Raw genomic sequence first — 24,969 nt, forward strand, 5'->3', positions numbered from 1 at the left:
CACCCCGCCGCCTTCCCTCTTCTTTCCCTCCCCCCCCCCCCCCCCCCCCCCTCCCCCCCTCCCCCCCCCCCCCCCCCCCCCCGCCCGCCCCCCCCCCCCCCCCCCCCCCCCCCCCCCCCTCCGCCGTCCGCGGGCGCCCCCTCCGGCGCCCCCTTCGCACGTCCTCTTGCGGCCTCCTCCGCGTCCCCGGGCCGAGCCTCTCCGCGCCGAGCGGGTCCCGGGGTCCGCCGTCCACCCTTCGCCCCTTCCGAGTTGCCCCGTTCCGGGAGCCCTGCTCAAGATCGTGAGGTGAGTTCGACAGGACAGACGGCCGAGCCCGCCGGCGCGCGCGGCCCCGCACGGTCCACCGCCGCCCGGGCCGCCGCCGTACTCGGGCTGGCCGCTCTGGCCTCGCTGATCCCCCTGCTCGGCCCCTCCGCCGCACTGCACGGCACCGGCGAGGCCGCCGCGCCGGGCGTCGCCGGCACCGCTCTGCTGCGGACCGTCCTGTTCGCGGCGGTGTGCGTCCCGGTGGGCGAGCTGTTCGCCGTGGGGCTGGCCCGCCGGGTGCCCGGTGCGCCCCTCGGCCGGCTCCCCCGCAGCCGGGCGCCCCTCGCGGCGGCCGCCGGCTGCGCCGCCGCGCTCGGCCTCGCCTCCGTGGCCGCCGCCGGGGACCTGATGCCGCACGGTCTGGCCCTCCTGCACCCGGGCGGGCTCCACGGGGCCCGGGCCGGCGCGCTGGCACTCATGGAGGTCAACGCGTTCGGAGCGTCCTGGCTGTGCACGCTGACCGGCCGTCCCGGCCTCCAGATGTGGCCGTCGGCCGCGGTCGTCGTGGCGGAGGCACTGCGGGCCCACCCCGCGACGGAGCACCTCGCGCTCATCGGCTCGGGCCTGACGCTCGTCCACCTGACGTGCACGGCGCTGTGGGCGGGCGGGCTGCTGTACGTGCTGCGGACGCTGCGCGCCTGGCGCGCCCCTGAGCAGGGCGCCGCACTGCTCGCCCGCTACGCGCGCGTGGCGGCCGTCCTGTTCGCGGCGATCACGGCCACCGGCGTGTGCAGCACGCTGCGCCGCATGCCGCCGGGCACGGTCCTGGACCAGCTGACGACGACCGCGTACGGACGTGCCCTCGTCGCCAAGCTTCTCCTCGTGGCCGTCGTGGCCCTCCTCGCGCTGTGCGCGCGCTTGCGGATGGGGCGGGCGGGCGGCTCACTCAGCGCCTGTGCGCCCGCGCGCGTCGAGGTGGTGGCGCTGGGCGCGGTCGTCGCCGCCTCGGCGCTGCTGACGGCGCTGCCGCTGCCGGGTGGCGGGTGAGGCGCGACCCCGGCGGCGGGCCACGCGAACCGGGCGGCAGGTGAGGCGGCCCCGGCGGCGGGCGACGCGAACCGGGTCCCTGCCGCCGGGCACCCCTTGCAACGGCGGCCTCCCGGCCCGCCGGGGACGGCGTCAGCCGGCGACCACGACCCGTCAGCCGGCGACCATGACCTTCAGTGCGGTCCGCTGGTCCATCGCCCGGTAGCCCTCCGGTACGTCCTCCAGGCCGACGGTCCGGTCGAAGACGGGCGACGGGTCGATGGTGCCGTCGAGGACGTCGGGCAGCAGTTCCGGGATGTAGGCGCGGACGGGGGCGACGCCACCGCGCAGGGCGATGTTCCGGTCGAACATGACGCTCAGGTCGAGCCCGGTGCCGCTGCCGTGGGGCACCCCCACGAAGCCGATGGCGCCACCGTCCCGGGTGATGTTCACCGCGGTGCTCATGGACTGCTCGGTGCCGACCGCCTCGACGACGCAGTGCGCGCCCTGTCCGCGGGTCAGCTCACGGACGGCCGCCACGGCGGCTTCCCCGCGCTCGGCGACGACGTCGGTGGCTCCGAAGCGGCGGGCGATGTCCGTCCGTACCTCGTGGCGTCCCAGCGCGATGATCCGCTCGGCGCCCAGTCGGCGGGCGGCGAGCACGGCGCACAGGCCGACGGCGCCGTCCCCGACGACCGCCACCGTCGCACCGGGCCGCGCTCCGGCGCCGAGGGCGGCGTGGTGTCCGGTTCCCATCACGTCCGAGAGGGTGAGCAGGGCCGCGAGCAGACGGTCGTCGGAGGCCGCCTCCTTCGGCAGCCGGACGAGGGTGCCGTCGGCGAACGGCACCCGCACGGCCTCGCCCTGCCCGCCGTCGTAGCCGACGGAGCCCCAGAAACCGCCGTGCTCGCACGACGTGGTGAGGCCCTCCCGGCAGTAGTCGCAGGCACCGTCGGACCACATGAAGGGGGCGACGACGAGGTCGCCGCGGCGCACTCCGGTCACCTCGGAGCCGGTCTCCTCGACGACGCCGAGGAACTCGTGCCCGATCCGCTGCCCCGGCTGCCGTGCCGCCTCCCCGCGGTACGCCCACAGGTCGCTGCCGCAGATGCAGGACCGCAGCACCCGCACGACCGCGTCGGTGGGCAGCTGCGCCACGGGATCGGGAACGTCCTCCACCCGCATGTCGAACGGGGCGTGGATGGTGGTGGCGCGCATGCGAGGGTCCTTCTCGGCTGATCGGCGGTGGTGCGCTCAGGGGTGTCGAGCGCACCTCACCGTACGCCGGGGCCGCCGCGGGTCGCTCGCCGAGGGTGCCGGGCACGCCGCGGGCCCGGCGGACGGGGCGCCGCGGGCTCGGGGCCGAGCGCGTGGGGCCGTGCGCGGGCAGCGGCCGTCGTGGCAGCACCGGCTGCGGCGCTTCGGCTACTCGGCGAAGCCCCGAAGCGTGCGGCTCACGCGGCGGGCCCGGTGACCGGTGCCGCGGTCCCGGTGGAGCCGGGGGTCCGCGCGGGCTGCCTGCCGGGCCCGCCGAAGGTCCGCCCCGCCCGCTCGCGCCACGTGCGTGCCGCCCTCAGGTCCCTGGCGATGGCGACGTACTCGTGGGTGGCGACCCGCGGCGGGTTGTAGGTGTCGATGTTCTTGGTGAGGCCGTAGACGGGCCGGTCGGTCTCGGGCACGAAGGAGCCGAAGAGCCGGTCCCGGACGATGAGGATGCCGCCGAAGTCCCGGTCCGGGTAGCCGCCCTGGGAGGCGTGGTGGACGCCGTGGCGCGAGGGCGTGTCGAGGACGAACTCGAAGGGGCGGGGCAGCTTGTCGATGCGCTCGGTCTGGATCCGGACACTGGTACACGAGACTCACCGAGGAGCAGAACGCGAGCGCGGCCGGGTGCACCCCGAGGGCGACCAGCGGGACGTAGCAGGGCCGGACGGTGAGGGAGGTCCAGGGCCGGCGCAGGGCGGTGGAGAGGTTGAACCTCCGACTGGAGTGGTGGACCACATGGCAGGCCCGGAGGATGCGGATGACGTGGTGCCCTCGGTGCGACCAGTAGGAGAAGAAGTCCTGCGCGAGCAGCGTCGGCGGGGCGGTCCACCACAGGACGGGCACGCGCAGGGGCGTCCGTCGTTATCGACAGGTATTCCGCCCGGCGGACGCCCCCCGCTCGGCGATCTCCACCTACGAGCGCCCTCGTCGCCGCCCCTCACACCCCCGCCGCCCCCAGCAACGCCCCCGCCCCGTACGTGACCGCCATCGCCAGGGCGCCGCCGCAGACGTTGCGGAGCATCGCCCGGCGGGGGTCGGCCGCTCCGAGGCGGGCGCTCGACCAGCCGGTGAAGGTGAGGGCCGCGAGGACGGAGACCACGGTGACCGGCAGCCGCCAGCCGCTCGGCGGGAGCACGATCGCGAGCAGGGGCAGCAGGGCGCCGGCCGTGAACGCGAGGAAGCTGGCCCAGGCCGCGTGCCAGGGGTTGGTGAGGTCGTCGGGGTCGATGCCGAGCTCCACGCGCGCGTGGGCACGCAGGGCGTCGCGTTCCGTGAGCTGCACGGCGGCCTCGCGGGCCACCTCGCGGGTGAGTCCGCGCTCCTCCAACAGCTCGGTGAGTTCCTCCAGTTCGGCCTCGGGCTGCTCCCGCAGCTCGCGCCGCTCCAGCGCCAGCGCGGCCTTCTCCGAGTCGAGCTGCGTGGACACGGAGACGTACTCGCCGGCCGCCATCGAGAGCGAGCCGGCCAGCAGTCCCGCCAGTCCTGCCGTGAGCAGCGCCGAGCGGTCGTCCGTGGCACCGGCCACCCCGACGACGATGCCCGCCGTGGAGACGATGCCGTCGTTGGCCCCGAGGACAGCGGCCCGCAGCCAGTTCAGCCGGGACCCCAGGGCGCCGCCGTGGGCCTCGTCGTGCACGGTTTCGGTCACACGGGGAGGATCCCATCCCGTGCCCGGGCCCGCCCCGGACCACGCCGACCCCGTACCCGGGCTCACCGCCCCGCGGGGCCGCCCGGCGTCACCAGACCCGTACCGACCCTCCGCGTGCGAAGACCGGGCTCGTCGCGTCCGGCGGGGGCTCGGTCAGCGGCCGGGCGAGTTCCTCGACGGTGGGGCCGACCTTCGCGGCGATCGGGTCCAGGAGGTCCAGGTCGAAGCCGTACACCCGGGCGGCGTTGCCGCCCGTCATCGCCGCGATCTCCTCCCTCGGCAGGCCCGCGTACGCGATGCGCAGGCCCTCCCGCGAGTACGGGTGCGTGCCCTCGTCGTGCGGGTAGTCGCTGCCCCACATGATCTTGTCGAGGCCGATCCGGTCCCGCAGCGGCACCTCGTGCGGGCGCATGAAGCTGGCGCCGACGAAGCAGTTGTCGCGCCACACCTCGGACGGCCCCTTGCCCATGGCGGCGGCAAGACCGGCGCCGAACTTGGACTCCGCGGTGGACGACGCGGACGACCTCGCCGCGGCCGCCACCAGGCGCCCGTGGTAGTAGTCCAGCATGTCCAGCACCCCGGGGATCCAGCCCGAGCCCTGTTCGGTGAGCACCAGCCGCAGGCCCGGGTGACGGCGGAAGGCGCCGCCGAACACCAGGTGCCACAGCGCCCGGTGGGAGAACCAGGTCGTCTCCACCATGAACACCGCCCGCGCGGCCGGTTCGTCGCCCAGCGGCGGGGACGCCGAGCCGGCGTGGTGGTTCACCGGCACCCCCAGTTCCTCGCAGACGGCCCAGATCGGGTCGTACGCCGAGGAGTACAGCTCCGGCAGACCCGAGCCCGGTGGCGCGCCCGGCAGGAGCAGGCCGCCCCGCAGCCCCGCACCCGTGGCCCTGCGGATCTCCTTCACCGCCTCCTCGACGTCGTTCAGGAGGATCTGGAAGACGCCCGCCCGCCGGCCCGGGGCGGCCGCGCAGAAGTCCGCCAGCCAGCGGTTGTGGGCCCGCAGCCCCGCCCAGCGCCGCTCGAACTCCTCGGCGGTCGGCGCCGGGGCCATCAGCGAGGCGGAGGGGAAGAACGGCGGGATGGTGTTCGGGAAGACCACTTCCGCGACGATCCCGTCCTCCTCCAGCTCGGCCAGCCGGCGCTCGGAGTTCCAGTTCCGGTCGGCGGTGTCGGCCAGCAGGTCCTCGTACGGGTTGACGTACGTAGCCGCCCAGGCGTCGAACTCGTCGTGGTACCTCGACTCCAGATAGGGCCGGTAGTCCGGCAGATCCGCCCCCGCATGGCAGTCCGCGGAGATCACCGTGTACCGGTCACCGCTCATGGCGTGGCCCCCAGCACCGGGAAGTCGTGGTCCGTCAGCCAGTGGCGGCCCACCTCGCGCGAGCGCGCCCAGGACGCCTCCACGGCCGCTTGGTCCGTGCTCTGGCCGAGATCGTCCGGGGTGGGGCCGATGCGCCGGGCCAGCGGGGCCAGACGGCCGGTGTCGAAGCCGAAGACCTCCGCTGCCGCGAGGCCCAGCATGCGGCGCGTCTCCGCGACGGGGATGTCGTGGAAGGTGCGTGACAACCACGCGCGCGTGTCGGGCCAGGTCCCCTCGGGGTGCGGGAAGTCGCTGCCCCAGAGGATGTTGTCGACGCCGATCTCGTAGCGCTGGGCCAGCTCGCGGCGTTTGGTGTTCGTCGCGCAGATGAACACCTGCCGGTCGAGGTACTCGTGCGGGGGCCGCCGCAGTTCCGCGAAGGGCGAGAGCTTCTTGCCGCCGTGCGCGCCGAGATAGAGGCGGTCCATGAACCACAGGAGGTTGGGCAGCCACCAGCAGCCCGACTCCGCCACTCCGAACCGCAGGCCCGGGTGCCGCTCGAAGACACCCGACCAGAGCAGGAACCACAGGGGGCGGGCGGGCCACCAGGTGACCTCGGAGACGTAGATCCCCAGATGGTCGCCGTACTCGTGGCGCGGCGCCGCTCCGGAGTGGGTGAGCACCGGCATCCCGCACTCCGCGGCGGCGGCCCACACCGGGTCGTAACGGCGGTCGTGGTAGGGCGCCTTGTCGACCCACATGGCGGGGATCATCAGGGCGCCGAGACCCGATTCCTTCGCTCGGTGCACCTCGGCGACCACGCGTGCGATCTCACCCGTGACGGGCAACAGGGCGACGCCGCAGTGCCGTTCGGGGTTCTCGCCGACGAACTCCGCGAGCCAGCGGTTGTGGGCCTGCGCGCCGGCCATGCCGAGGTCGGGGTCCTGGTCGCCGGAGAGCCCGAGGCCCACGCCGAAGGGTGCGGCGGTGCCGCTGTCCACGGCGTCGGCGTCCGGGAAGACGACCTCGGCCGCCACCCCGTCGCCGTCGAGCTCCTTGAGGCGCTGCGCGGGGTCCCAACCACCGCGGAGGCCTTCCTCGTTGTCCTGGAACCACTTGTTCGCGAACGCCTCGTTGCGGATGCCCAGCCGGGTCATCTCCGCGCGGCGCCGGTCGCGTCCCGCGAGGAACTCATCGAACTCCCGGTGAAAACGCGTCTCCAGGTAGGGCCGGTACTCCTCGGTGGGCAGTCCGGCGTGGCAGTCGGAGGAGACGATCAGATAGGGGTCGCGGTCGGCCGGGGCGGGCCGCTGTTCCGGGCGCCCCGGGCCGGCCTGCGCCCCACGGTCGGATTCGGTCATCGCACACCCCTCAGTCGAGGATGAAGTTCTCCAGGTAGGACGGGTCGGACCGGTCGAGCATCGACTGCGACCTGGCCCGGATCTGCCGGTCGCTGTGCTCGCTCGCGGGCAGCAGCCAGAAGCGGCCCTCACGGATGCCCGAGACGACGAGGTCGGCCACCTCCTCGACCGGCGTGAAGCGGATCTCGTGGCCCGACTCCCTCATGGCGGCCTCCCACTGGCCGAGGCTGCGGTACGGGGTGCGGCGGGGGCGCCGCTTGGCGTACCGCTCGGGGCGGTTGCGGTGCGACTCCCACAGTCCGGTACGGAGCATGTGGGGCCCCGGGAACAGCACGGAGGCACCCACGCGCGCGTGCTCCGCCTTCAGGTGGGCGTACAGCGACTCGGTCATGGTCACCACGGCGGCCTTCGTGACGGCGTACACGGAGGCGGTGGGCAGTGGGGCGATCCCGCCGTCGCCGGACGACGTGTTGACCACGTGGCCCGGCTCCCCCGCGGCGAGCATCCGCGGCAGGAACGCCTGCACCCCGTGGAAGACGCCCCAGACGTTGACGGCGAAGGCCCACTTCCAGTCGTTCGGGTCGTGTTCCCACATCCGGCCCTCGGCGCCCGATCCGACGCCCGCGTTGTTGCACAGCACGTGCACCGCGCCGTACGTGTCGTACGCCGCGTCGGCCAGCGCCACGACCTGGTCGCGCTCGCCGACGTCCGTCAGGCACGCGTGCACCTCGGCCCCGTCCTGCCGCAGCCCGGCGGCCGCCTTCTCCAGGGCGCCCTCCTCCACGTCGGCGAGGACCACTTTCAGGCCGTCGGCCGCGAAGCGCCGGGCCATCGCGAGGCCGATGCCGCTCGCCGCGCCCGTGACGACGGCGACCTGCCCCTCCCGGAGCTCCATCAGGCACTCCCGGCGGGAGGTCCGTCGAGGACCTGCCGCGGATCGTCGTAACGCTGGTGGATGTACGGGAGCAGTGCCTGCGCGCTGACGCGCTCCACGGCCCGGCCGCGCTGGTCGGTGGTCTTCTCCCCGACGGTGATGTCGAGCAGTTCGCGCACGGGGAGGTCGGCGACCGGGTCGTACATCGACTCGCGCAGCACGACGTCGCCGGTGACGCGCTCCAGCCTGCGCACCTTCTCGTTGCGCACGCAGTGCACGAGGACCGGATCGTCCTCGAAGCCCGAACCGTCCACGGCGGGAAGGAACTTGAAGTAGAAGTCCGTCTTCGGGGCGGGATCGGGCAGGGGCAGCGGGCCGCTGACGGCGCCGCGCACCTCGACGAACGCGATGCCGTGCCGGGCCAGCCGGGCCCGTACGACGAGCCCCTCGCGTTCGACACTCACCTCCCCGAGCTTCTTGGGTTCCCCGAAGACCTCGCGGCCGCCGGTCAGGGCGCGTTCGTGGGTCATCGGCATGACCAGCGGATACCAGCCCTCGATGTCGTCGTGCCGGGCCGCGACCGCGAACGAGCCGGCGCCCAGCGGGTATCCGGGGAGGTCGACGCGGCTGATGCTCACCCGGACCAGCGGTCGTCCGGTCGGTTTGAGGGGAGGGGGCAGGACCGCCGCGACGGCGTCCGGATCGCTCTCCCAGCGGGCCACCACGCCGGTGGACCAGATGTCGGGGAGCCTGGAGTTCGCGGTGCGCGCGGCGGTGATCTCCGCCACGGTCCGCGCCCCGTACCGCACTCGTGCCATGGCGTACCGCCCTTCGCCGAAGGTTGGTGATGGTCCGTCAGCTGTGTCTGTAACACAGTTACAGCAGACCTCGCGAAGGGTAAATACGCGTGCACGAGACGTACTTGGGAGCGGTATGGGAAGACCGGCACTCACCCGTGACGAGGTCCTGGAGGCCGCCGCCGGGCTCGTGAAGCAGCACGGGCCGGCGGCGCTCACCATGCGCAAGCTCGCCGCCGAGCTGGGCACGGCCGTCACGTCGATCTACTGGCACGTCGGGAACCGCGAGTCGCTGCTCGACGCGCTCGTGGAGCGGACCGTCGCCGACCTCGGCGGGATCCGGCCGGTCGGGCGCACCCCGGCCCGGCGGATCGTATCCGTGGCCCGCGCCCTGCGCCGCATGCTGCGCGACCATCCGCACCTGGTCGCGATGGTGCACGAACGGGGCCTGACGGAGCGGATGTTCCTGCCCGCACAGCAGGCCCTGGTGCACGAGGTGCACGCGGCGGGGCTGCGCGGCGCGCGGGCCGCGGCGATCGTCCGCGCCGTGCTCTTCCAGGTGGTGGGGCACGTGCTCGTGGAGCGCGCCCGCGAGCGCGCGCCCGTCCAGCGGCCCGGCGAGCCGGAGCTGTGGGACTCCGGGACCGCGGAGGGGGACGGGGCGCTGGCGCGGGCCCTGGCCCGCCCGGCCGACCCCGAACGGCTCTTCACCGCGTCGGTACGCGCTCTGGTCGACGGGCTCCTGTCGACGGCCTCCTGACGGCCGGGGGCGGCGGGGTGCAGGATGCGGACGAGCCGCACGCCGACCGGACGGCAGCGGGCCGCTCCCCCGAAGACCGGCCGCTCCGCCCCCTGGGCGCCGGCTCCCCCGCCTCCCGGACGCCGGTCGCCTCCTGCCCGCCCACCCCGGCCGTCGGCCGCGCGGGCGACCCTCGCCCCGGAGAGCGGGTCGTCCGGTTTCACAGCAAATGCCCTGAGAGTCCATCAGAAGGCCGCGCCCCGTGCCACGTCGGGACACCGCCCGCGGGCGCCCGGCGGGCGGCGGCCCGGACCGCCACTGTCGGCGTCGCCCCGTATCCTCATGGACCATGCTCGAAGACCTCGCGACCGCAGCGTCCCCAGCCGCCTGGCCGGCCGCGTATCCGAAGGGATACGCGGTCGTTGACGTGGAGACCACCGGCCTGGCCCGGGACGACCGGATAATCTCGGCCGCCGTCTACCGGCTGGACGCGCGCGGCGAGGTCGAGGACCACTGGTACACGACGGTCAACCCGGAGCGGGATCCCGGCCCGGTGTGGATCCACGGACTGACGAGCGAGATGCTCGAAGGCGCGCCCCTCTTCCCCGAGATCGCCGAGGAGTTCGCCGCCCGCCTCGCGGACCGCGTGCTGGTCGCGCACAACGCGGTCTTCGACTGGTCGATGATCGCCCGCGAGTACGCGCGCGCCGAGCGCCAGGCGCCGGTGCGTCAGCGGCTGTGCACCATCGCCCTCTCCAAGGAGCTGGGCCTGCCGCTGCCCAACCACAAGCTGGAGTCGCTGGCCGCCCACTTCGGCGTCGTGCAGCAGCGGGCGCACCATGCACTGGACGACGCGCGGGTGCTGGCCGAGGCGTTCCGGCCGAGCCTGCGGGCGGCGGCGCGGGGCGGCATCCGGCTGCCCCTGCTGGAGTGCCTGCCGCTCACCGAGTGGTCCGCCGCACCGCGGATCGGCCGGCAGCCCTCCGGCGGGTACTCCTCCGACGGGTACCGGCCGGGCAGTTGGCGGCCGTCCCGCAAACGCCCCGTATGCCCGTATCCCAACCCGGGCCGGTACGAAGCGGGCAAACCACTCAAGCAAGGCATGCGTGTCGCCTTCTCGGGGGACACGTCGGTCGACCGGGAGCTGCTGGAGGACCGCGCCGTCGAGGCCGGTTTGCACATCGCGACGAGTCTGTCCCGGCTCACCAGCCTGCTCGTCACGAACGATCCGGGGTCGGGCACGTCCAAGGTGGTCAAGGCCCGGCAGTTCGGCACGCCGGTGATCGACGAGGCCGCGTTCGGACAGCTGCTGCGGGACGTGGAGCCGGCGTCCGAGGGGTGACGGGGCGGGCGCGGGCCGACGTCAGACGGGTGATTGCCGGGCGACTCGCCCGCCGCCCGCTCGCCCGCGCCGCGTCGGCGCTCCACCCTGTGGCGCATGGCGAGATGTGAAGTCTGTGGCAACGACTACGGCATGACGTTCGAGGTGCACGCGCAGGGCGCGGTGCACGTCTTCGACTGCTTCTCCTGCGCGATCCACCGGATGGCCCCCATCTGCGAGCACTGTCGCGTCCAGATCATCGGCCAGGGAGTCGAGGTCGAGGGGCACTGGTACTGCGGCGCCCACTGCGCCCGCGCGGAGGGGAGGGCGGGGATCATCGACAAGGTCTGAGCCCGGCCGGACCCGGGCGACGGCCCCCGCCGGGACCCTCCCGGCGGGGGCCGGTGCGTGCGGGGTACCGTCAGTGGGGTGTACCGCTTCCTGTTGTCCCGGCAGTGGGTGATCCTCACCCTCCTGACGCTCGCGCTCATCCCCACCATGATCGAGCTGGGCTTCTGGCAGCTGCACCGCCATGAGCACAAGGTGGCGCTGAACACGGTGATCGCCGCGTCGTTGGCCGCGAAGCCGGTGCCCGCCGAGTCGCTCACCGCTCCCGGCCGCACCGTCGCCCACGACGACCTCTACCGCCGGGTGACCGCGAAGGGCACCTTCGACACCGCCCACGAGGTCGTGGTCCGCCGGCGCACGAACTCCGACGGCGAGGTCGGCTTCCACGTGCTCACGCCGTTCGTCCTGGACGACGGCCGGGTACTGCTGGTGAACCGGGGCTGGATCCCCGCGAACGGCGTACAGACCGAGTTCCCGAAGGTCCCGGCGCCCGCGCGGGGCGAGATCACCGTCACCGGGCGGCTGATGGCCGACCAGACGACCGCCGACAGCGGCATCAAGAACGTGCGGGGACTGCCGGACCGCCAGGTCATGCTGATCAACAGCGCGCAGCAGGCGGAGCGGCTCGGCCGGCCGGTCCTCGGCGGCTATGTCGAGCAGACCTCGCCCGCGCCCCGGGACGGCTCCCCCGAACCGATCGCCGACCCCGAGCACGGCGACATCGGTCCGCACATGGCGTACGCCGTGCAGTGGTGGCTGTTCGCCGCCGGTGTCCCCGTGGGCTGGTTCGTCCTGGTCCGCCGCGAGCGCCGGGACCGGGCGGAGGCCGCCGCGGAGGAGTCCGCCCCGGAGGCGGCTCCGGCGGGCGTCTAGGTCCGTTGCCGCGGCCTTCCGGACGCGGCCACTCCGGCGGCCCGATTGGCGGTCGCCGCACTCGGGAATCCGTCCTGCGTGCAACGACGCATCGAGGACTACGCGCTCATCGGGGACGAACAGACGGCCGCTCTGGTGGGGCGGGACGGCTCCATCGACTGGCTGTGCCTGCCGCGCTTCGACTCACCGGCCTGCTTCGCGGCACTGCTGGGCGACGAGAACCACGGCTACTGGCGCATCGCTCCCAAGGGAGCGGGCCCCTGCACCCGCCGCGCGTACCGGCCGGACTCCCTGGTGCTCGACACCGAATGGGAGACGGAGGAGGGCGCGATCCGCATCACCGACCTGATGCCGCAGCGCGAGCAGGCACCGGACGTGGTCCGTGTCATCGAGGGGCTGAGCGGCCGGGTGACGGTCCGCAGCACCCTGCGGCTGCGCTTCGACTACGGCTCGGTCGTGCCGTGGATGCGCCGGGAGGACGGGCACCGGGTGGCCGTCGCGGGCCCGGACGCGGTGTGGCTGCGCAGCGTGCCGCCCGTGCGCACCTGGGGCAAGGACTTCCGCACGTACTCCGAGTTCACGGTCGAGGAGGGCGAGCGGGTCGCCTTCGTGCTCACCTGGCACCCCTCGCACCAGCCGCGTCCGGCGCTCGTGGACCCGTACGAGGCCCTGCGCTGCAGTCTCGACGACTGGCAGCGCTGGGCGGCGCGCTGCCGGTACGACGGGCCGCACCGGAACATGGTCGTGCGGTCCCTGATCACCCTGAAGGCCCTCACCTACGCGCCGACCGGTGGCATCGTGGCCGCACCCACCACCTCGCTCCCCGAGGAACTGGGCGGCATCCGCAACTGGGACTACCGCTACTGCTGGCTGCGCGACTCCACGCTCACCCTGGGCGCGCTGCTGGCGGCCGGGTACCACGAGGAGGCCGAGGCCTGGCGCGACTGGCTGCTCCGGGCGGTCGCGGGCAACCCGGCGGACCTGCAGATCATGTACGGCCTGTCCGGCGAGCGCCGCCTGACCGAGTTCGAGGTGCCGTGGCTGCCCGGCTTCGCGAACTCCGCACCGGTCCGGGTCGGCAACGACGCCGTACGGCAGCTGCAGCTGGACGTGTACGGCGAGGTCATCGACTCGCTCTCGCTGGCCCGGCTGTCGGGCCTGCCGATGAAGCCGCACATGTGGCGGGTGCAGGTCGCGCTGATGGAGTTCCTGCGGACGGCGTGGCGGCAGCCGGACGAGGGGCTGTGGGAGGTGCGGGGGCCCCGCCGGCACTTCGTGCACTCCAAGGTGATGGCGTGGGTGGCCGCCGACCGCGCGGTCCGCGCGCTGGAGCACGACCCGCAGCTCAGCGGCGACCTGGAGGGCTGGCGCGCGATGCGCGAGGAGGTGCACCGCGAGGTGTGCGAACGGGGCTACGACCCGGAACGGAACAGCTTCACGCAGTCCTACGGCTCACGGGAGCTGGACGCCTCGACGCTGCTCATCCCGCGGCTGGGCTTCCTGCCGCCGGACGACCCGCGGGTGGTCGGGACCGTCGAGGCGATCTCCCGCGAGCTCGGCCACAGCGGCTTCGTGCGCCGCTACAGCACGGACGAGACGCTCGTCGACGGACTGCCGGGCGACGAGGGCACGTTCCTCGTCTGCTCCTTCTGGCTCGCGGACGCCCTGCATCTGATCGGCCGCAGGCCGGAGGCGCGTCAGATGTTCGAACGGCTGGTGGGCCTGGCGAACGACGTCGGTCTGCTGGCCGAGGAGTACGACCCCGTCGCGGGCCGCCAGCTGGGGAACTTCCCGCAGGCGTTCAGTCACATCGGCCTGGTGAGCACCGCCCTCGCCCTGTACGAGGGCGAGAGGGCAGGATAGGGGCCATGGATCTTGGACTGAAGGACCGTGTGTACGTCGTCACGGGAGCCACCCGGGGCCTGGGCAGCGCCGCCGCGCGCGAGCTGGTCGCCGACGGAGCGAAGGTGATCATCACGGGGCGCGACGGGAAGAGCGCCGCCGAGGCCGCCGAGGCGCTCGGCCCGCAGGCCGTCGGGGTCGCCGCCGACAACGCCGACCCGGGCACCGCGGCCCGGCTCGTCGAGGCGGCCCGTGAGCACTTCGGGCGCTTCGACGGCGTGCTGATCAGCGTCGGCGGCCCGGCGCCGGGGTTCGTCGCCGACAACACGGACGAGCAGTGGACGGCGGCCTTCGAGTCCGTCTTCCTGGGCGCGGTCCGGCTGGCCCGCGCGGCCGCCGCGGAGCTCGGCGAGGGCGGCGTCATCGGATTCGTGCTCTCCGGCTCGGTGCACGAACCGATTCCGGGGCTGACCATCTCCAACGGTCTGCGCCCGGGGCTGGCGGGCTTCGCCAAGTCCCTCGCGGACGAACTGGGTCCGCGCGGGATCCGCGTCGTCGGCCTCCTGCCCGCCCGGATCGACACGGACCGCGTCCGGGAGCTCGACGCCCTCTCCGCCGACCCGGAGGCCACCCGCGCGGCGAACGAGTCCCGCATTCCGCTGCGCCGCTACGGCCGCCCGGAGGAGTTCGGCCGCGCCGCCGCGTTCCTGCTGTCGCCCGCGGCCTCGTACCTGACGGGCATCATGCTGCCGGTCGACGGCGGTATGCGGCACGGGTTCTAGGTCTGACCGGGGCTCGTGACGGCGCCCGCCGGGGTGCGGCGGGGCGCGCGCTCACGTGACGCGTTCGGCCCGGTGCTTGGCCGCGCGGAGGCGCACCTCCGAGGGCAGCGCGGCCAGGCCCGCCGAGTCGCGGGCGTGCGCGAGTGCCTCCGTCGTCAGCAGGTTCAGCGTGTTCCCGGGATCCGCGTACGGCTCCAGGACGAGCTGCACCCGGGTCTGCGGGGCGGTGCGGCGTCCGGTCAGCCGCACCTGCGTCCGCTGGACGCCGTCCAGCTCCCCCGCCTCGCCGGCCAGTACTCCCTCGACGGCGCGCCCGCGCAGCAGCGCGCCCTCGCCGTCGCCGGTGTCGACGAGCACCTCGGCGAGCCTGCGGCGCCGCAGCACCGCCGCCAGCCACCACAGGGCCAGCAGCACCAGGACGGCCAGCGCGGCGATGACGGCCGGCCACCACCAGCCCTCGTCGCGCCAGCGGGTCCGGTCGGCGGCGCTGAGCAGCACGTCGTGCCGCCCCTCGTGGATCCACCAGGAGGGCGGGTCGACCCCCAGCCCGACGGCGAGCACGGAACCGCCGAGGACGAGGAGCACCAGCCCGGCGATCCCCAGCAGTACACGGTTGACGGTCCTGAGCACCGTGCCACCTATCCCTTCCGGCCGGGGCGCCCGACGTGCACCGACAGCGAGGGCCGACGGGCGAGCCCGAGCCCCCGGATCCCGTCGGTCAGCGTGGCGTCCAAGTCGGCGCGTACGTCGTCGAGTTCACGGAAGTGGCAGACCGCCCGGACGTCGACCTTGCGGCGCTTGACCCGCACCTTGGCCGAGCGCACGCCGGCCACCTCCATGGCCCGGTCCCGCAGCACCATGGCGGCGGCGTCCCGGTGCAGCCCGGCCCGGACGTCGGCGTGGGTGCGCCGCATCGGCAGCACGTCGCGCAGCCCCGGGGTCAGGGCGAGCAGGAGCAGCCAGAGCCCGAGGGCCGCGGCGACCCCGGCGCCCACGAGCACCCAGGTGTCGTCGAGGGGCCGTTCGGCGAGCTCGCGGGCCAGGGTCTTGCGCCACTGCATGGCCGGGCGGTCGGCGCGGACGGCCACCACGTCGTAGAGGAGCAGGCCCGCGCCGGCGAACACGAGCAGCGCGACGATCGCGGCGGGCACCCGGCGGGCGGACCAGAAACGGCCGGCCCGGGCGCCCCCGTCGTCGACGGCGGGCAGTGGTTCGTAGGCGGCCGCGGAGGAGGACTGGCCGAGTCCGCCGTCCCCGCCCTCCTCGGTCCCCTTTTCCAGGACGGGCAGCCGTCGGGTGCTGCCGCCGGAGGAGTCCTCGTCGTGCCGGGGTTCGCTCACTGCGTCCTCCCCTGTGCCGCTCGGTGCGCCTGCGCCAGGTGCAGCCGCTCCACGTGTACGGCCACCTCCGGCACCTCCAGTCCCGCCAATTCCTTTACCCGCTGGGCGACATGACGACGCACCTCCCGGCACCGGCCGCCGATGTCGGAGGGGTAGTCGAGTTCGAGGCTGAGGCTGACGCGGGCGGCCCCGTGGTGCACGGCGACCGAGGCGTGCGGGTGTCCGGCGTCGGCGGTCGGGGCGTCGAGCGCTTCCCGGGCCGCCTGTGAGGCGATCTTCGCGACGACTCGGTCGGCGATCCTGGTGGCGCCCCGTTCGGCCGCCGCCACGGTCCGCACGGACTGCCGTGTCTCACCACTCCGGTCAGGCTGAGGCGGCACGCGTCACCGCCGCCGGTCGTCGCGGCTGCGGAAGAAGTCACTCATGTCGAGGTCGCCCTCCAGGAACCTCCCGACGACGAATCCGACGGCCCCCAGGGCCGCCACCAGGAGAAAGGCTCCGAACCCGCCGAAGTACCCGGCGAAGCCCAGCGCCATGCCGGCGATCATGCCGATCACGGCCAAGCTCATGTGCGCTCCTCAACAGTCCGGCCGGCCGGTGGTCACTGCAGCCGTGACTCCGGCTCCTCGTCCTCCTCGTCCGGCAGTTTCACGTCGCTGACGGCGATGTTGACCTCGACGACCTCAAGCCCGGTCATGCGCTCGACGGCCGCGACCACGTTCTCCCGTACGTCGCGCGCCACGTCCGCGATCGACACGCCGTACTCGACCACGATCTCCAGGTCGAGCGCCGTCTGCACCTCGCCGACCTCGGCCTTGACGCCGCGTGTCACGGACTTCTGGCCGCCGCCGGGCACCCGGTCACGCATGGCACCGAAGGTCCGGCTCATCCCGCTGCCCATGGCGTGCACGCCGAGCACGTCACGCGCGGCCATCCCGGCGATCTTCTCCACCACACCGTCGGCGATGGTGGTGCGGCCCCGGCCCCCCGGGTCCCCGCCGCCCCGCTTGGTCACACTCGTCTTGCGCGTCTGCGCGCCGCCTGCGGACTCCCGCTCGCTCTCGGGGCTGTCCGGCCGGTTCCGCTCGGTCATGTCGGTCATCGCCCTTTGTCCCTTTCGTTCGTCCTTCTTCACCCACGGTAAGCGGGGTTGCGCCATCTCGCGCCAGGGATGCGGCAGGCTGGAGCAATGACGGCTGACCGATGGACGCAGGCGGTACGGAATCAGCTCCGGCTCGGTCGGCTGCTGCCGCTGGGCAGCGCGCGCGACGGAGCCTGGATCACGGAGGCGGCGGCCGAGTCGGTGCTGCGGCGGGCGGCGCTCCCGGTCGGAGGCATCCGCCTGGGCTCGCTCCGGATCGCGCTCGCCGACCCGGAGCGGGAGTACGAGGCCGCCGTGCCGGCGCCGCCCAGTGCCCTGCCGCCCGGGCCGCTCCGCGTGGACGCGGAGTTCCTGGCTTCGGCGGACCCCACGGCGCCCGGGGCCGAGCCCCTCCCGACCACGGCGGCCCGGCTCCGGGCGGCCCTGCTGGCGGCGGCGACGGAACGGCTGGGCCTGCGGGTCGCCGAGGTGGACCTGCGGGTGACGGGACTGCTGGCGGACGGGGAGCCGCCCTCCGCGCGTGCCGACGACGGGCGGCCCCCGGCCGAGCCGGCCGGGGGCGAGGAGGAGTCCCGGGCCGCGGCCGCCGCGCTCGCCGTCCCGGGAGTGTCCCGGCTGACGGACGTCCTGGGCCGTCCGGTGCACATCGAGGACCGAACGGGTGACGTCGGGGGCGGGGGCGCCGCCCTGCCGCGGCGCCATGCCCGGGTCGAGATCGCGGTGACGGCGGACGCGCGGGCCCTCGACACCGCCCGCGCCGTGCGCGCCGCGGTGACGGAGGCCCTGCCCGACCGCCCTTCGGTGGCGGTGCTGGTCACGGCGGCGGACTGAAACGCTCGCCGCGTCGACGGGCCGGGGACGACGGCCCGTCCCGTCCGGACGGACGGACGGGTGCTAGTCGCCCACTCCGGCGAGGTCCCGCAGCCGGCGGGCCTGCGCCGCGCGCTCGGCGGTGCGCTGCTCCTCGTAGGAGCGGTCCTGCGCTCCGCGCAGCAGTGCCTTGGTCTCCACCACGGCGTCGCGCGGCGCCGCCAGCAGTGCGCCGGCCAGGTCCTGGACCGCGGCGTCGAGCTGCTCGGCGGGCACCGAGAGGTTGGCGAGACCGGTGCGCTCGGCCTCCTCGGCCGACACGAAGCGACCGGTGGCGCAGATCTCGAGCGCGCGGGCGTAGCCCACGAGGCTGACCAGCGGGTGGGTCCCCGTGAGGTCCGGCACAAGTCCCAGGCTGGTCTCGCGCATGGCGAACTGCACGTCGTCGGCGACGACGCGCAGGTCACAGGCGAGGGCAAGCTGGAAGCCCGCACCGATGGCGTGCCCCTGCACGGCGGCGATGGACACGAGGTCGCTGCGCCGCCACCAGGTGAACGCCTCCTGGTACTCGGCGATGGTCGCGTCGAGCTCGGCATCGGATCCCCGCGCGAGGTCGATGAACGACGGCTCGCCGTCGAAGCCCTCGGGCGTGAACGCCTGTCGGTCGAGCCCCGCGGAGAAGGACTTGCCCTCGGCGCGCAGCACGACGACACGGACGGTGCCCGGCAGCGACCTGCCGGCCTGCGTCAACGCCCGCCACAGCGCAGGACTCTGGGCGTTGCGCTTGGCCGGATTGGTCAGCGTCACCGTGGCGACTGCCTCGTCGACGGTGAGCCGTACGCCGTCCTTGTCGAGTACCGGGTCGAGCGAAGCCATGGCGAGCCTCCGATGAGTGCGGTCACAGAGGATGCCATACGACGGCATCCTTAAGTGACTGCACAGTAACCACCCGGTCGATCAACCGACCGACCGGGTGGCCACCACCGAAGCCGATGGGGACGCCCGGCCTCAGGCCGAAGCGGCCTTCTTGCCCCGCGTCGCACCGCCACGTCCGCGGAGCGTGACGCCCGACTCGCTGAGCATCCGGTGCACGAACCCATACGACCGACCGGTTTCTTCGGCCAGCGCTCGGATGCTCGCACCGGAGTCGTACTTCTTCTTCAGGTCTGCCGCGAGCTTGTCGCGCGCGGCGCCGGTCACCCGGCTGCCCTTCTTCAGAGTCTCGGCCACCCGTGCCTCCTCATGGGAAGTGCGCTCTGGACTTCTCATGATCACCCCTTCCGGGCTTCATGGCCACCCATTCGGCAAGGTCCGTAAGACAAGGTTTTGACGACAGGAGCCGGTCCCCACGAGTGGAATTCAGGCTTCCGCCCGTTCGGTTCCCTGCCGCCGAACGGGTTCATCGACGAAGCAGCAGGTCAGCGACGCGAGACGGCCGAGCCCCCGGGTACCGGGGGCTCGGCCGTGAAATCGATGTAGGACACACCTCGGTATGAGGAGATCTCACACAGATGATGGATCACGGATCGGCCGAATGATCCAGACGCTGTGGATCAGTCATTCGATCAAGCTCGGCCGGCGCCCTCCGGCGCCCGGGCCGGGCGTTATGCCAGGGCGACCAGATCCGCGTAGTCGGCGCCCCACAGGTCCTCGACCCCGTCCGGGAGCAGGATGATCCGCTCCGGCTGCAGCGCCTCGACGGCACCCTCGTCGTGGGTGACGAGGACCACGGCGCCCTTGTACGTGCGCAGCGCGCCGAGGATCTCCTCGCGGCTGGCCGGGTCGAGGTTGTTCGTCGGCTCGTCCAGGAGGAGGACGTTCGCGGAGGAGACCACCAGGGTGGCCAGCGCAAGACGGGTCTTCTCGCCGCCGGAGAGCACGCCGGCCGGCTTGTCGACGTCGTCACCGGAGAACAGGAACGAGCCGAGGGTCTTGCGGACCTCGACCAGGTCGAGGTCGGGGGCGGCGGAGCGCATGTTCTCCAGGACCGTGCGCTCGGGGTCGAGGGTCTCGTGCTCCTGCGCGTAGTAGCCGAGCTTGAGGCCGTGGCCCTCTATGACCTGGCCGGTGTCGGGCTTCTCGGCGCCCCCCAGGAGCCGCAGGAGCGTCGTCTTGCCGGCACCGTTCAGACCGAGGATGACCACCCGCGAGCCCTTGTCGATGGCGAGGTCGACGTCGGTGAAGATCTCCAGCGATCCGTAGGACTTCGACAGGCCCTCGGCCATCAGCGGGGTCTTGCCGCAGGGCGCCGGCTCCGGGAAGCGGAGCTTGGCGACCTTGTCGGACTTACGCTCGGCCTCCAGGCCCGCGAGCAGCTTGTCGGCACGGCGGGCCATGTTCTGCGCGGCCACCGTCTTGGTCGCCTTGGCGCGCATCTTGTCGGCCTGCGAGTGCAGCGCGGACGCCTTCTTCTCGGCGTTCTGCCGCTCCCGCTTGCGGCGCTTCTCGTCGGCCTCGCGCTGCTGCTGGTAGAGCTTCCAGCCCATGTTGTAGACGTCGATCTGGGCGCGGTTGGCGTCCAGGTAGAACACCTTGTTGACGACGGTCTCGACGAGGTCGACGTCGTGGGAGATCACGATGAAGCCGCCGCGGTACGTCTTCAGGTAGTCGCGCAGCCAGACGATGGAGTCGGCGTCGAGGTGGTTCGTCGGCTCGTCGAGGAGCAGCGTGTCCGCGTCCGAGAACAGGATGCGGGCCAGTTCGATACGGCGGCGCTGACCACCGGAGAGCGTGTGCAGGGGCTGGCCGAGCACGCGGTCGGGCAGATTCAGCGCGGCGGCGATGGTGGCGGCCTCGGCCTCGGCGGAGTACCCGCCCTTGGTGAGGAACTCCGTCTCCTGGCGCTCGTACTGCCGCAGGGCCTTCTCGCGGGTGGCACCCGAGCCGTTGGCGATGCGCTGTTCGTTCTCCCGCATCTTGCGGATCAGGGTGTCCAGGCCGCGGGCGGAGAGGACCCGGTCGCGCGCGAGCACGTCGAGGTCGCCGGTGCGCGGGTCCTGCGGGAGATAGCCGACCTCGCCGGAGCGGGTGACGGTGCCCGCGGCGGGGACGCCCTGTCCCGCGAGGACCTTGGTGAGGGTGGTCTTGCCCGCGCCGTTGCGGCCGACCAGGCCGATGCGGTCGCCCTTGGTGATGCGGAAGGTGGCGGACTCGATGAGGACACGGGCGCCGGCGCGCAGCTCGATACCGGAGGCGGAGATCACGGACAGACTCCTGGGCGGGGTGGGTGACGGACTGGACGGCTGATGACGTTCCCGCCGTCTAATGCGCGAGGAGAATGGCCATGGGCCAAGTCTAACGGGACCGTGCAACCACTTTTTCTGTGTGCGGGTGCGCGGCGCTCTCCGGGTGCGGGTGCGCGGCGCCCAGGCGCCCGTTGCCCAGCGGCGTCCTGGCGGGGGTGACCCGGCCGAGGTCGTCCACGGCGACGATCTGGGCGGTCCAGGCGCTGTCCGAGCCGCACGGCTGCGCGAGCAGGAGCGTTCCGCCGCGGTGGGCGGCCCGCCCGGGTGCGAAGGCGCAGCCCGGCCGGGCGGGCAGCGTCCAGCGCAGATCGCCGTCTGCGGTGCGGTAGGCGGCGATGCGGTCGGGGGTGATCACGGCGAGCATGCGGGCTCCCGGGTCGAGTGTTTCCAGCACGCCCCCTCCCCCGTGCGCGGCGAGCCAGCGGGCGGCCCCGGGCAGGGCCCGGTGCCAGCGGACCCTGCCGCCGCCGGGCATCGTGTCGGTGACCAGCCCGTCGTCCCAGAGGGCGAGCGCGTGCACACGCGCGTGGAGCACGGCCAGCGGACGCCGCCCGTCCCGGGTGTGGCTCCAGAGGGGGCGGCGGGTCCGCGCGTCGTAGGCCTCGACGGCGTGACCGCCGGTCCGCAGCCGGATCCGTGCCGGGTCCGCCACGCGCGCGTGGCGGGTGAGGTGGTCCCCGTAGGGGGCCGGGCGGACCCGGTGGACCGCGGCCAGGAGCGGGGCCGCCAGCAGGAGGGCGAGGGCGGCCGGTAGGAAGCGGCGGAGGGTTCGGGGAACCCGTCCGGGGTACCGGGGACGGGCCGTCTCGGTCGCCCGGGCGGGAACGGTGGCGGGCCCCGCGCACGGGGCCGCCGGATCCGGCCCGGCGTGCCCGGTCGGCAGTACGACCACCCTTGTCCCCCTGCGATCGCCCCGGCCCACGGATCAGGCGCAGAGCGTAGGCGGGACCGGGTGGGGCGGCGCCGGGACACGGCGGACGGGTGGGCGGGGGTCGCCCGTTCGGACGTCCGTCCGGCGCTGTGGACAGGGTGCCGTCGAAGGATGGCTGCCACGGAACGACGTACGCAGAGGGTGGAGCGCCCATGCAGTTCGACGACGACGCCGGCCTGGACACGTCCGAGGTGCAGGACGTGCGCGGGAGTCGGATCCCCGGTGGCCGGGCGACCGTCGGGGGCGGCGTCGCCGGCCTGGTCGTGCTCCTGCTGGGGCTGTTCTTCGGGGTGGGGCCGGACCAGCTGGGGCTCTCCTCGGACGGTGACACGCCGACGGCGACCGCGTCCTCGCTCTCCCAGGTCCGCGAGAACTGCCGCACGGGACGGGACGCGAACGCCAGGGAGGACTGCCGCGTGGTCGCGGTCGTCAACAGCGTCCAGGACTACTGGGAGCAGGAGTTCGAGCGCCGCGGCGGCAGGTACACCTCGGCGCCGACGATGGTCTTCAGCGAGCGGGTCGGCACGGCGTGCGGGACCGCGACCTCCGCGGTCGGGCCCTTCTACTGCCCCGGCGACCGCAAGGTCTACCTGGACCTGGACTTCTTCGGGGACCTGCGGACGCGGTTCGGCGCCGGCGGCGGACCGTTCGCGCAGGCGTACGTGGTGGCCCACGAGTACGGGCATCACGTGCAGGACCTGACGGGCACGCTGGAACGGTCGCAGGACGGACGCACCGGTGCGAACAGCAACGCGGTACGGGTGGAGCTGCAGGCCGACTGCTACGCCGGCGTGTGGGCGCACCACGCGACCACCGCCGAGGACGAGTCGACGGGACGGCCGCTGATCACCCGGTTGACCGCCGAGGACATCCGCGACGGGCTGGACGCGGCGGCGGCCGTCGGCGACGACCGGATCCAGGAGAGGTTCCAGGGCCGGGTGAGCCCGGAGTCGTGGACCCACGGCTCGGCGGAGCAGCGCCAGCAGTGGTTCCGGCAGGGCTACCGCACCGGCGACATGGCACGGTGCGACACGTTCCGCTGAGACGCCCGGAGTGCCGGGGGCGGCGCGGCTCGGCGGGGCGTTGTCGGTGGGCGGTGCCACACTGTGGGACAGGTCACATACGGCCCCGAGACGAGAGGGAGTGGTCGGCATGGCAGGCACCGACGACGGTCGCCCGAGCATCTACCCGACCCTGCTGTACGCGGACGCGAAGGCGGCGATCAGGCAGCTGACGGAGGCCTTCGGCTTCACCGAGCTGTCGGTGTACGAGGGCGAGGACGGCGCGGTGATGCACGCCGAGCTGGTCCAGGGCAACGGCGCGGTGATGCTCGGTTCCAAGGGCCGCGGCGGCGTCTTCGACACGGCCATGAAGGGCGCCGGCCCGGCGGGGGTGTACGTGGTGGTGGACGACGTCGACGCCCACCACCAGCAGGCCCTGGACCACGGCGCGGAGATCCTGATGCCCCCGACCGATCAGGACTACGGGTCCCGCGACTACATGGCCCGTGACCTGGAGGGCAACATCTGGAGCTTCGGAACGTACGCGCCGGAGACCGGGGCGTAGCTCCCGTCAGCTTCCGCCGGTGTGCACCTGGAAGGCTGCCCGGCGGACGGCCTTGGCGAGCGCGGGGTCCGGGTGCGCCGCGGCGAGCGCGACCAGCACCTGCACGGTGCGGGGGTGCCCGACCGCGCGCACCTCGTCGAGCAGCGCCGGCACGGTGGGCTGTACGGCGGACTCCAAGTGCCGTACCAGGAGCGGGGCTTCACCGTGGTCGGCGACGGCGGCGGCCGTGTCCACCCACAGCCAGGTGGCCTCCTCGCGGGTGAGCACCTCGTGGGCGTCCTCGGGGTCGTGGCCGTCGTGCTCGGCGAGCCACAGCAGGGCGTAGGGCCGCAGCGGCGTCTCGTCGGCGACGGCGCGGACGTCGGGCTCCGCCGGGGCGCCGACCACCCGCAGGGCCTCGAAGGCGAGACCGCGCAGCAGGGCGTCCTCACCGCGGGCGGCGTCGAGGAGCTCGGTGACGGCGCTGCCGACGGGGCGGGCGGCGAGCCAGGCGCGGTACTCGGCGCGGGCCGCGTTGGGGCGCAGCTGGGCGCAGCCGCGGAGCATGTCCTCGGCGGACTGCTCGATGTTCCCCGCCGGGCTCTGCGCGGCCACGCAGATCTGCTCCAGCTTGACCCAGACCGCCCAGCTGCCGAGCGGGGTGAGCGTGGCCTGCCCGTCGGCGCAGGTGAGCGCTCCCACGGAGGCGAGCGCGTGCAGGGCCCAGTCGAGGAGGGGCGCCAGCGGGGTGTCCGCGATCTCGGTCTCCGCCACCGGTTCGGGCCGGGGGCCGTACGGGATCTCGCAGCGCTCGGTGCGCAGTTCGGTGACGCGCTGTTCGAGCAGGTCCAGGAGCTGCGCCACGTCGACGGGTCCGGCGGAGAGCTGGAGGAAGGAGAGCACCTGGGGCATCGCGGAGACGACTTCGGCGACGGCGGCCGGCTCCCGGTTCGCCGGTTCCGGGTACGCCAGCGACCAGGCGTCGAAGAGGGCGACCCAGCCGCGCAGAACGGCGCTGTCGTCGCGGTTCCAGGCACGCAGGCGCCAGCCGGGGCGCGCGCTGTTGCCGTGCACCTCGACAAGGCCCGCGAGGCGTGCGGTGTCCCAGTCGGCCCGGACCTGAGCCGGGGTCAGTCCCAGCTCGGCCGCGGCCCGTTCCGCGGTGGCCTCGGAGAGGGTGCCCTTGCCGTCGGGGGTGGCGCCGTCGCGTCCGGGATGGAGCGCGGCGTCGGCCCAGCGGGCGACGCGGGCCGCGCCGGCCAGGCCGGCACGCGCCATACGGGCGAGTTCCGCGGGCGCCGGCGTGCCCTCGGGCGGCCGGGGTGCGGGGCGGCGTGAGCGGCGCTGGTTCACCGCTCGGGGGGCGGCGGCGAGGGGCCGCGGGCGGACGAGTCGGAGCCTGGAGTCGCGCGGGTTACGGGACGTCACAGGTGCAGTCTTCCGGTTGACAGTCCGAAAACCCAAACGGAATGCCCCGGCGGGCTTTCGGGGAGGTCACCGCGTGGGGCTCCGGGGAGTGCGCGGGACCCGTGCGCGGACTGTTGCACGGGGCCAAACGGAAGGGTGC

26 protein-coding genes and 1 pseudogene are annotated in these 24,969 nt (G+C 73.8%); 10 read left to right on the top strand and 17 right to left on the bottom strand.

Features of this window, described 5'->3' with window-relative positions; genetic code table 11:
* The first annotated feature begins 288 nt into the window (after window positions 1-288).
* Complete coding sequence (locus ACZ4NT_RS23175; RefSeq protein ID WP_467727317.1) at window positions 289-1,296, top strand: CopD family protein; 1,008 nt, start codon at window positions 289-291, stop codon at window positions 1,294-1,296.
* Window positions 1,297-1,449: 153 nt separating this feature from the next.
* Here the strand turns inward: ACZ4NT_RS23175 and ACZ4NT_RS23180 are convergent, their stop codons facing one another.
* The 7 genes and pseudogenes from ACZ4NT_RS23180 to ACZ4NT_RS23210 all read right to left on the bottom strand — a co-directional run bounded on the left by ACZ4NT_RS23180 (window position 1,450) and on the right by ACZ4NT_RS23210 (window position 8,545).
* Window positions 1,450-2,493 (bottom strand): zinc-dependent alcohol dehydrogenase family protein, encoded by a 1,044-nt coding sequence (locus tag ACZ4NT_RS23180; protein WP_121403815.1) that lies wholly within the window; start codon window positions 2,491-2,493, stop codon window positions 1,450-1,452.
* Between the two features lie 236 nt (window positions 2,494-2,729).
* Window positions 2,730-3,393 (bottom strand): annotated as a pseudogene (locus ACZ4NT_RS23185) (sterol desaturase family protein); the annotation flags it as partial.
* Window positions 3,394-3,475: 82 nt separating this feature from the next.
* Window positions 3,476-4,186 carry a VIT1/CCC1 transporter family protein gene (locus tag ACZ4NT_RS23190; protein WP_121403814.1) on the bottom strand — a complete coding sequence of 237 codons (711 nt, stop codon included), beginning with the start codon at window positions 4,184-4,186 and terminating at the stop codon, window positions 3,476-3,478.
* 88 nt (window positions 4,187-4,274) lie between these two features.
* Complete coding sequence (locus ACZ4NT_RS23195) at window positions 4,275-5,513, bottom strand: amidohydrolase family protein (RefSeq protein WP_467727319.1); 1,239 nt, start codon at window positions 5,511-5,513, stop codon at window positions 4,275-4,277.
* The gene (locus tag ACZ4NT_RS23200) at window positions 5,510-6,853 is read right to left on the bottom strand and encodes an amidohydrolase family protein (RefSeq protein ID WP_467727321.1); all 1,344 of its coding nucleotides are present in this window, start codon (window positions 6,851-6,853) and stop codon (window positions 5,510-5,512) included. Before ACZ4NT_RS23200 ends, ACZ4NT_RS23195 begins: the two co-directional genes overlap by 4 nt.
* Before the next feature lie 10 nt (window positions 6,854-6,863).
* Window positions 6,864-7,748, bottom strand: a complete 885-nt coding sequence (locus ACZ4NT_RS23205) for an SDR family NAD(P)-dependent oxidoreductase (protein ID WP_121403812.1) — start codon at window positions 7,746-7,748, stop codon at window positions 6,864-6,866.
* Window positions 7,748-8,545: an acetoacetate decarboxylase family protein gene (locus tag ACZ4NT_RS23210; RefSeq protein WP_467727324.1), complete on the bottom strand. Its 798-nt coding sequence runs from the start codon at window positions 8,543-8,545 to the stop codon at window positions 7,748-7,750. Before ACZ4NT_RS23210 ends, ACZ4NT_RS23205 begins: the two co-directional genes overlap by 1 nt.
* A gap of 115 nt (window positions 8,546-8,660) precedes the next feature.
* Here ACZ4NT_RS23210 and ACZ4NT_RS23215 point away from each other — a divergent pair, with 115 nt between their 5' ends.
* The 6 genes from ACZ4NT_RS23215 (at window position 8,661) to ACZ4NT_RS23240 (ending at window position 14,429) form a co-directional block, all read left to right on the top strand.
* The gene (locus ACZ4NT_RS23215; protein ID WP_467727326.1) at window positions 8,661-9,284 is read left to right on the top strand and encodes a TetR/AcrR family transcriptional regulator; all 624 of its coding nucleotides are present in this window, start codon (window positions 8,661-8,663) and stop codon (window positions 9,282-9,284) included.
* Window positions 9,285-9,612: 328 nt separating this feature from the next.
* Window positions 9,613-10,605, top strand: a complete 993-nt coding sequence (locus ACZ4NT_RS23220) for a DEDDh family exonuclease (RefSeq protein WP_121403809.1) — start codon at window positions 9,613-9,615, stop codon at window positions 10,603-10,605.
* A 96-nt stretch (window positions 10,606-10,701) separates the two neighbouring features.
* Window positions 10,702-10,935 (top strand): hypothetical protein, encoded by a 234-nt coding sequence (locus ACZ4NT_RS23225; RefSeq protein ID WP_121403808.1) that lies wholly within the window; start codon window positions 10,702-10,704, stop codon window positions 10,933-10,935.
* A gap of 78 nt (window positions 10,936-11,013) precedes the next feature.
* Window positions 11,014-11,805, top strand: a complete 792-nt coding sequence (locus tag ACZ4NT_RS23230) for an SURF1 family cytochrome oxidase biogenesis protein (RefSeq protein ID WP_467727328.1) — start codon at window positions 11,014-11,016, stop codon at window positions 11,803-11,805.
* A gap of 78 nt (window positions 11,806-11,883) precedes the next feature.
* Window positions 11,884-13,668, top strand: coding sequence for a glycoside hydrolase family 15 protein (locus tag ACZ4NT_RS23235; RefSeq protein ID WP_121403806.1), 1,785 nt, complete (start codon window positions 11,884-11,886; stop codon window positions 13,666-13,668).
* A 5-nt stretch (window positions 13,669-13,673) separates the two neighbouring features.
* Entirely contained in the window at window positions 13,674-14,429 is a 756-nt protein-coding gene (locus ACZ4NT_RS23240; RefSeq protein ID WP_121403805.1) for an SDR family oxidoreductase, read from the top strand.
* Between the two features lie 51 nt (window positions 14,430-14,480).
* On the opposite strand, the gene amaP is transcribed toward ACZ4NT_RS23240, so the two are convergent.
* Genes amaP through ACZ4NT_RS23265 form a run of 5 tightly spaced genes read right to left on the bottom strand, consistent with a single transcriptional unit; the run spans window position 14,481 to window position 16,871 of the window.
* A complete protein-coding gene (gene amaP / locus ACZ4NT_RS23245) occupies window positions 14,481-15,059 on the bottom strand; it encodes an alkaline shock response membrane anchor protein AmaP (protein ID WP_121403804.1) in 579 nt (192 codons plus the stop codon).
* 8 nt (window positions 15,060-15,067) lie between these two features.
* A complete protein-coding gene (locus tag ACZ4NT_RS23250) occupies window positions 15,068-15,769 on the bottom strand; it encodes a DUF6286 domain-containing protein (RefSeq protein WP_121403803.1) in 702 nt (233 codons plus the stop codon).
* Window positions 15,766-16,098, bottom strand: a complete 333-nt coding sequence (locus ACZ4NT_RS23255; RefSeq protein ID WP_467727332.1) for an Asp23/Gls24 family envelope stress response protein — start codon at window positions 16,096-16,098, stop codon at window positions 15,766-15,768. Before ACZ4NT_RS23255 ends, ACZ4NT_RS23250 begins: the two co-directional genes overlap by 4 nt.
* Window positions 16,099-16,152: 54 nt before the next feature.
* Window positions 16,153-16,338, bottom strand: a complete 186-nt coding sequence (locus ACZ4NT_RS23260; protein WP_121403801.1) for a hypothetical protein — start codon at window positions 16,336-16,338, stop codon at window positions 16,153-16,155.
* Between the two features lie 32 nt (window positions 16,339-16,370).
* Entirely contained in the window at window positions 16,371-16,871 is a 501-nt protein-coding gene (locus ACZ4NT_RS23265; protein WP_121403800.1) for an Asp23/Gls24 family envelope stress response protein, read from the bottom strand.
* Between the two features lie 87 nt (window positions 16,872-16,958).
* Here ACZ4NT_RS23265 and ACZ4NT_RS23270 point away from each other — a divergent pair, with 87 nt between their 5' ends.
* Complete coding sequence (locus tag ACZ4NT_RS23270; RefSeq protein ID WP_467727334.1) at window positions 16,959-17,702, top strand: nucleopolyhedrovirus P10 family protein; 744 nt, start codon at window positions 16,959-16,961, stop codon at window positions 17,700-17,702.
* Window positions 17,703-17,765: 63 nt separating this feature from the next.
* Here the strand turns inward: ACZ4NT_RS23270 and ACZ4NT_RS23275 are convergent, their stop codons facing one another.
* The 4 genes from ACZ4NT_RS23275 to ACZ4NT_RS23290 form a co-directional block, all read right to left on the bottom strand.
* Complete coding sequence (locus tag ACZ4NT_RS23275; RefSeq protein ID WP_467727336.1) at window positions 17,766-18,557, bottom strand: enoyl-CoA hydratase/isomerase family protein; 792 nt, start codon at window positions 18,555-18,557, stop codon at window positions 17,766-17,768.
* A 132-nt stretch (window positions 18,558-18,689) separates the two neighbouring features.
* On the bottom strand, window positions 18,690-18,911 hold the full coding sequence (locus ACZ4NT_RS23280) for a helix-turn-helix domain-containing protein (protein ID WP_006123601.1): 222 nt from the start codon (window positions 18,909-18,911) through the stop codon (window positions 18,690-18,692).
* A gap of 374 nt (window positions 18,912-19,285) precedes the next feature.
* On the bottom strand, window positions 19,286-20,884 hold the full coding sequence (locus ACZ4NT_RS23285) for an ABC-F family ATP-binding cassette domain-containing protein (protein ID WP_121403797.1): 1,599 nt from the start codon (window positions 20,882-20,884) through the stop codon (window positions 19,286-19,288).
* Window positions 20,885-20,975: 91 nt separating this feature from the next.
* Window positions 20,976-21,818, bottom strand: coding sequence for a PQQ-binding-like beta-propeller repeat protein (locus ACZ4NT_RS23290; RefSeq protein ID WP_467727339.1), 843 nt, complete (start codon window positions 21,816-21,818; stop codon window positions 20,976-20,978).
* A 191-nt stretch (window positions 21,819-22,009) separates the two neighbouring features.
* Between ACZ4NT_RS23290 and ypfJ the strand changes: the two genes are divergently transcribed.
* Window positions 22,010-22,900, top strand: a complete 891-nt coding sequence (gene ypfJ / locus ACZ4NT_RS23295) for a KPN_02809 family neutral zinc metallopeptidase (protein WP_121403796.1) — start codon at window positions 22,010-22,012, stop codon at window positions 22,898-22,900.
* Between the two features lie 109 nt (window positions 22,901-23,009).
* Complete coding sequence (locus ACZ4NT_RS23300; RefSeq protein WP_183116887.1) at window positions 23,010-23,423, top strand: VOC family protein; 414 nt, start codon at window positions 23,010-23,012, stop codon at window positions 23,421-23,423.
* Window positions 23,424-23,429: 6 nt separating this feature from the next.
* Here ACZ4NT_RS23300 and ACZ4NT_RS23305 read toward each other — a convergent pair whose 3' ends face one another.
* Entirely contained in the window at window positions 23,430-24,830 is a 1,401-nt protein-coding gene (locus tag ACZ4NT_RS23305; RefSeq protein WP_467727342.1) for a hypothetical protein, read from the bottom strand.
* Window positions 24,831-24,969 lie beyond the last annotated feature (139 nt).

This window comes from Streptomyces sp. NPDC026417 (assembly GCF_055567695.1).

Coding starts and splice junctions, on each gene's coding strand:
- ACZ4NT_RS23180 (WP_121403815.1), bottom strand. CDS start 2,493: ATGCGCGCCACCACCATCCACGCCCCGTTCGACATGCGGGTGGAGGAC.
- ACZ4NT_RS23195 (WP_467727319.1), bottom strand. CDS start 5,513: ATGAGCGGTGACCGGTACACGGTGATCTCCGCGGACTGCCATGCGGGG.
- ACZ4NT_RS23200 (WP_467727321.1), bottom strand. CDS start 6,853: ATGACCGAATCCGACCGTGGGGCGCAGGCCGGCCCGGGGCGCCCGGAA.
- ACZ4NT_RS23205 (WP_121403812.1), bottom strand. CDS start 7,748: ATGGAGCTCCGGGAGGGGCAGGTCGCCGTCGTCACGGGCGCGGCGAGC.
- ACZ4NT_RS23210 (WP_467727324.1), bottom strand. CDS start 8,545: ATGGCACGAGTGCGGTACGGGGCGCGGACCGTGGCGGAGATCACCGCC.
- ACZ4NT_RS23215 (WP_467727326.1), top strand. CDS start 8,661: ATGGGAAGACCGGCACTCACCCGTGACGAGGTCCTGGAGGCCGCCGCC.
- ACZ4NT_RS23220 (WP_121403809.1), top strand. CDS start 9,613: ATGCTCGAAGACCTCGCGACCGCAGCGTCCCCAGCCGCCTGGCCGGCC.
- ACZ4NT_RS23225 (WP_121403808.1), top strand. CDS start 10,702: ATGGCGAGATGTGAAGTCTGTGGCAACGACTACGGCATGACGTTCGAG.
- ACZ4NT_RS23240 (WP_121403805.1), top strand. CDS start 13,674: ATGGATCTTGGACTGAAGGACCGTGTGTACGTCGTCACGGGAGCCACC.
- ACZ4NT_RS23260 (WP_121403801.1), bottom strand. CDS start 16,338: ATGAGCTTGGCCGTGATCGGCATGATCGCCGGCATGGCGCTGGGCTTC.
- ACZ4NT_RS23265 (WP_121403800.1), bottom strand. CDS start 16,871: ATGACCGACATGACCGAGCGGAACCGGCCGGACAGCCCCGAGAGCGAG.
- ACZ4NT_RS23270 (WP_467727334.1), top strand. CDS start 16,959: ATGACGGCTGACCGATGGACGCAGGCGGTACGGAATCAGCTCCGGCTC.
- ACZ4NT_RS23275 (WP_467727336.1), bottom strand. CDS start 18,557: ATGGCTTCGCTCGACCCGGTACTCGACAAGGACGGCGTACGGCTCACC.
- ypfJ (WP_121403796.1), top strand. CDS start 22,010: ATGCAGTTCGACGACGACGCCGGCCTGGACACGTCCGAGGTGCAGGAC.
- ACZ4NT_RS23300 (WP_183116887.1), top strand. CDS start 23,010: ATGGCAGGCACCGACGACGGTCGCCCGAGCATCTACCCGACCCTGCTG.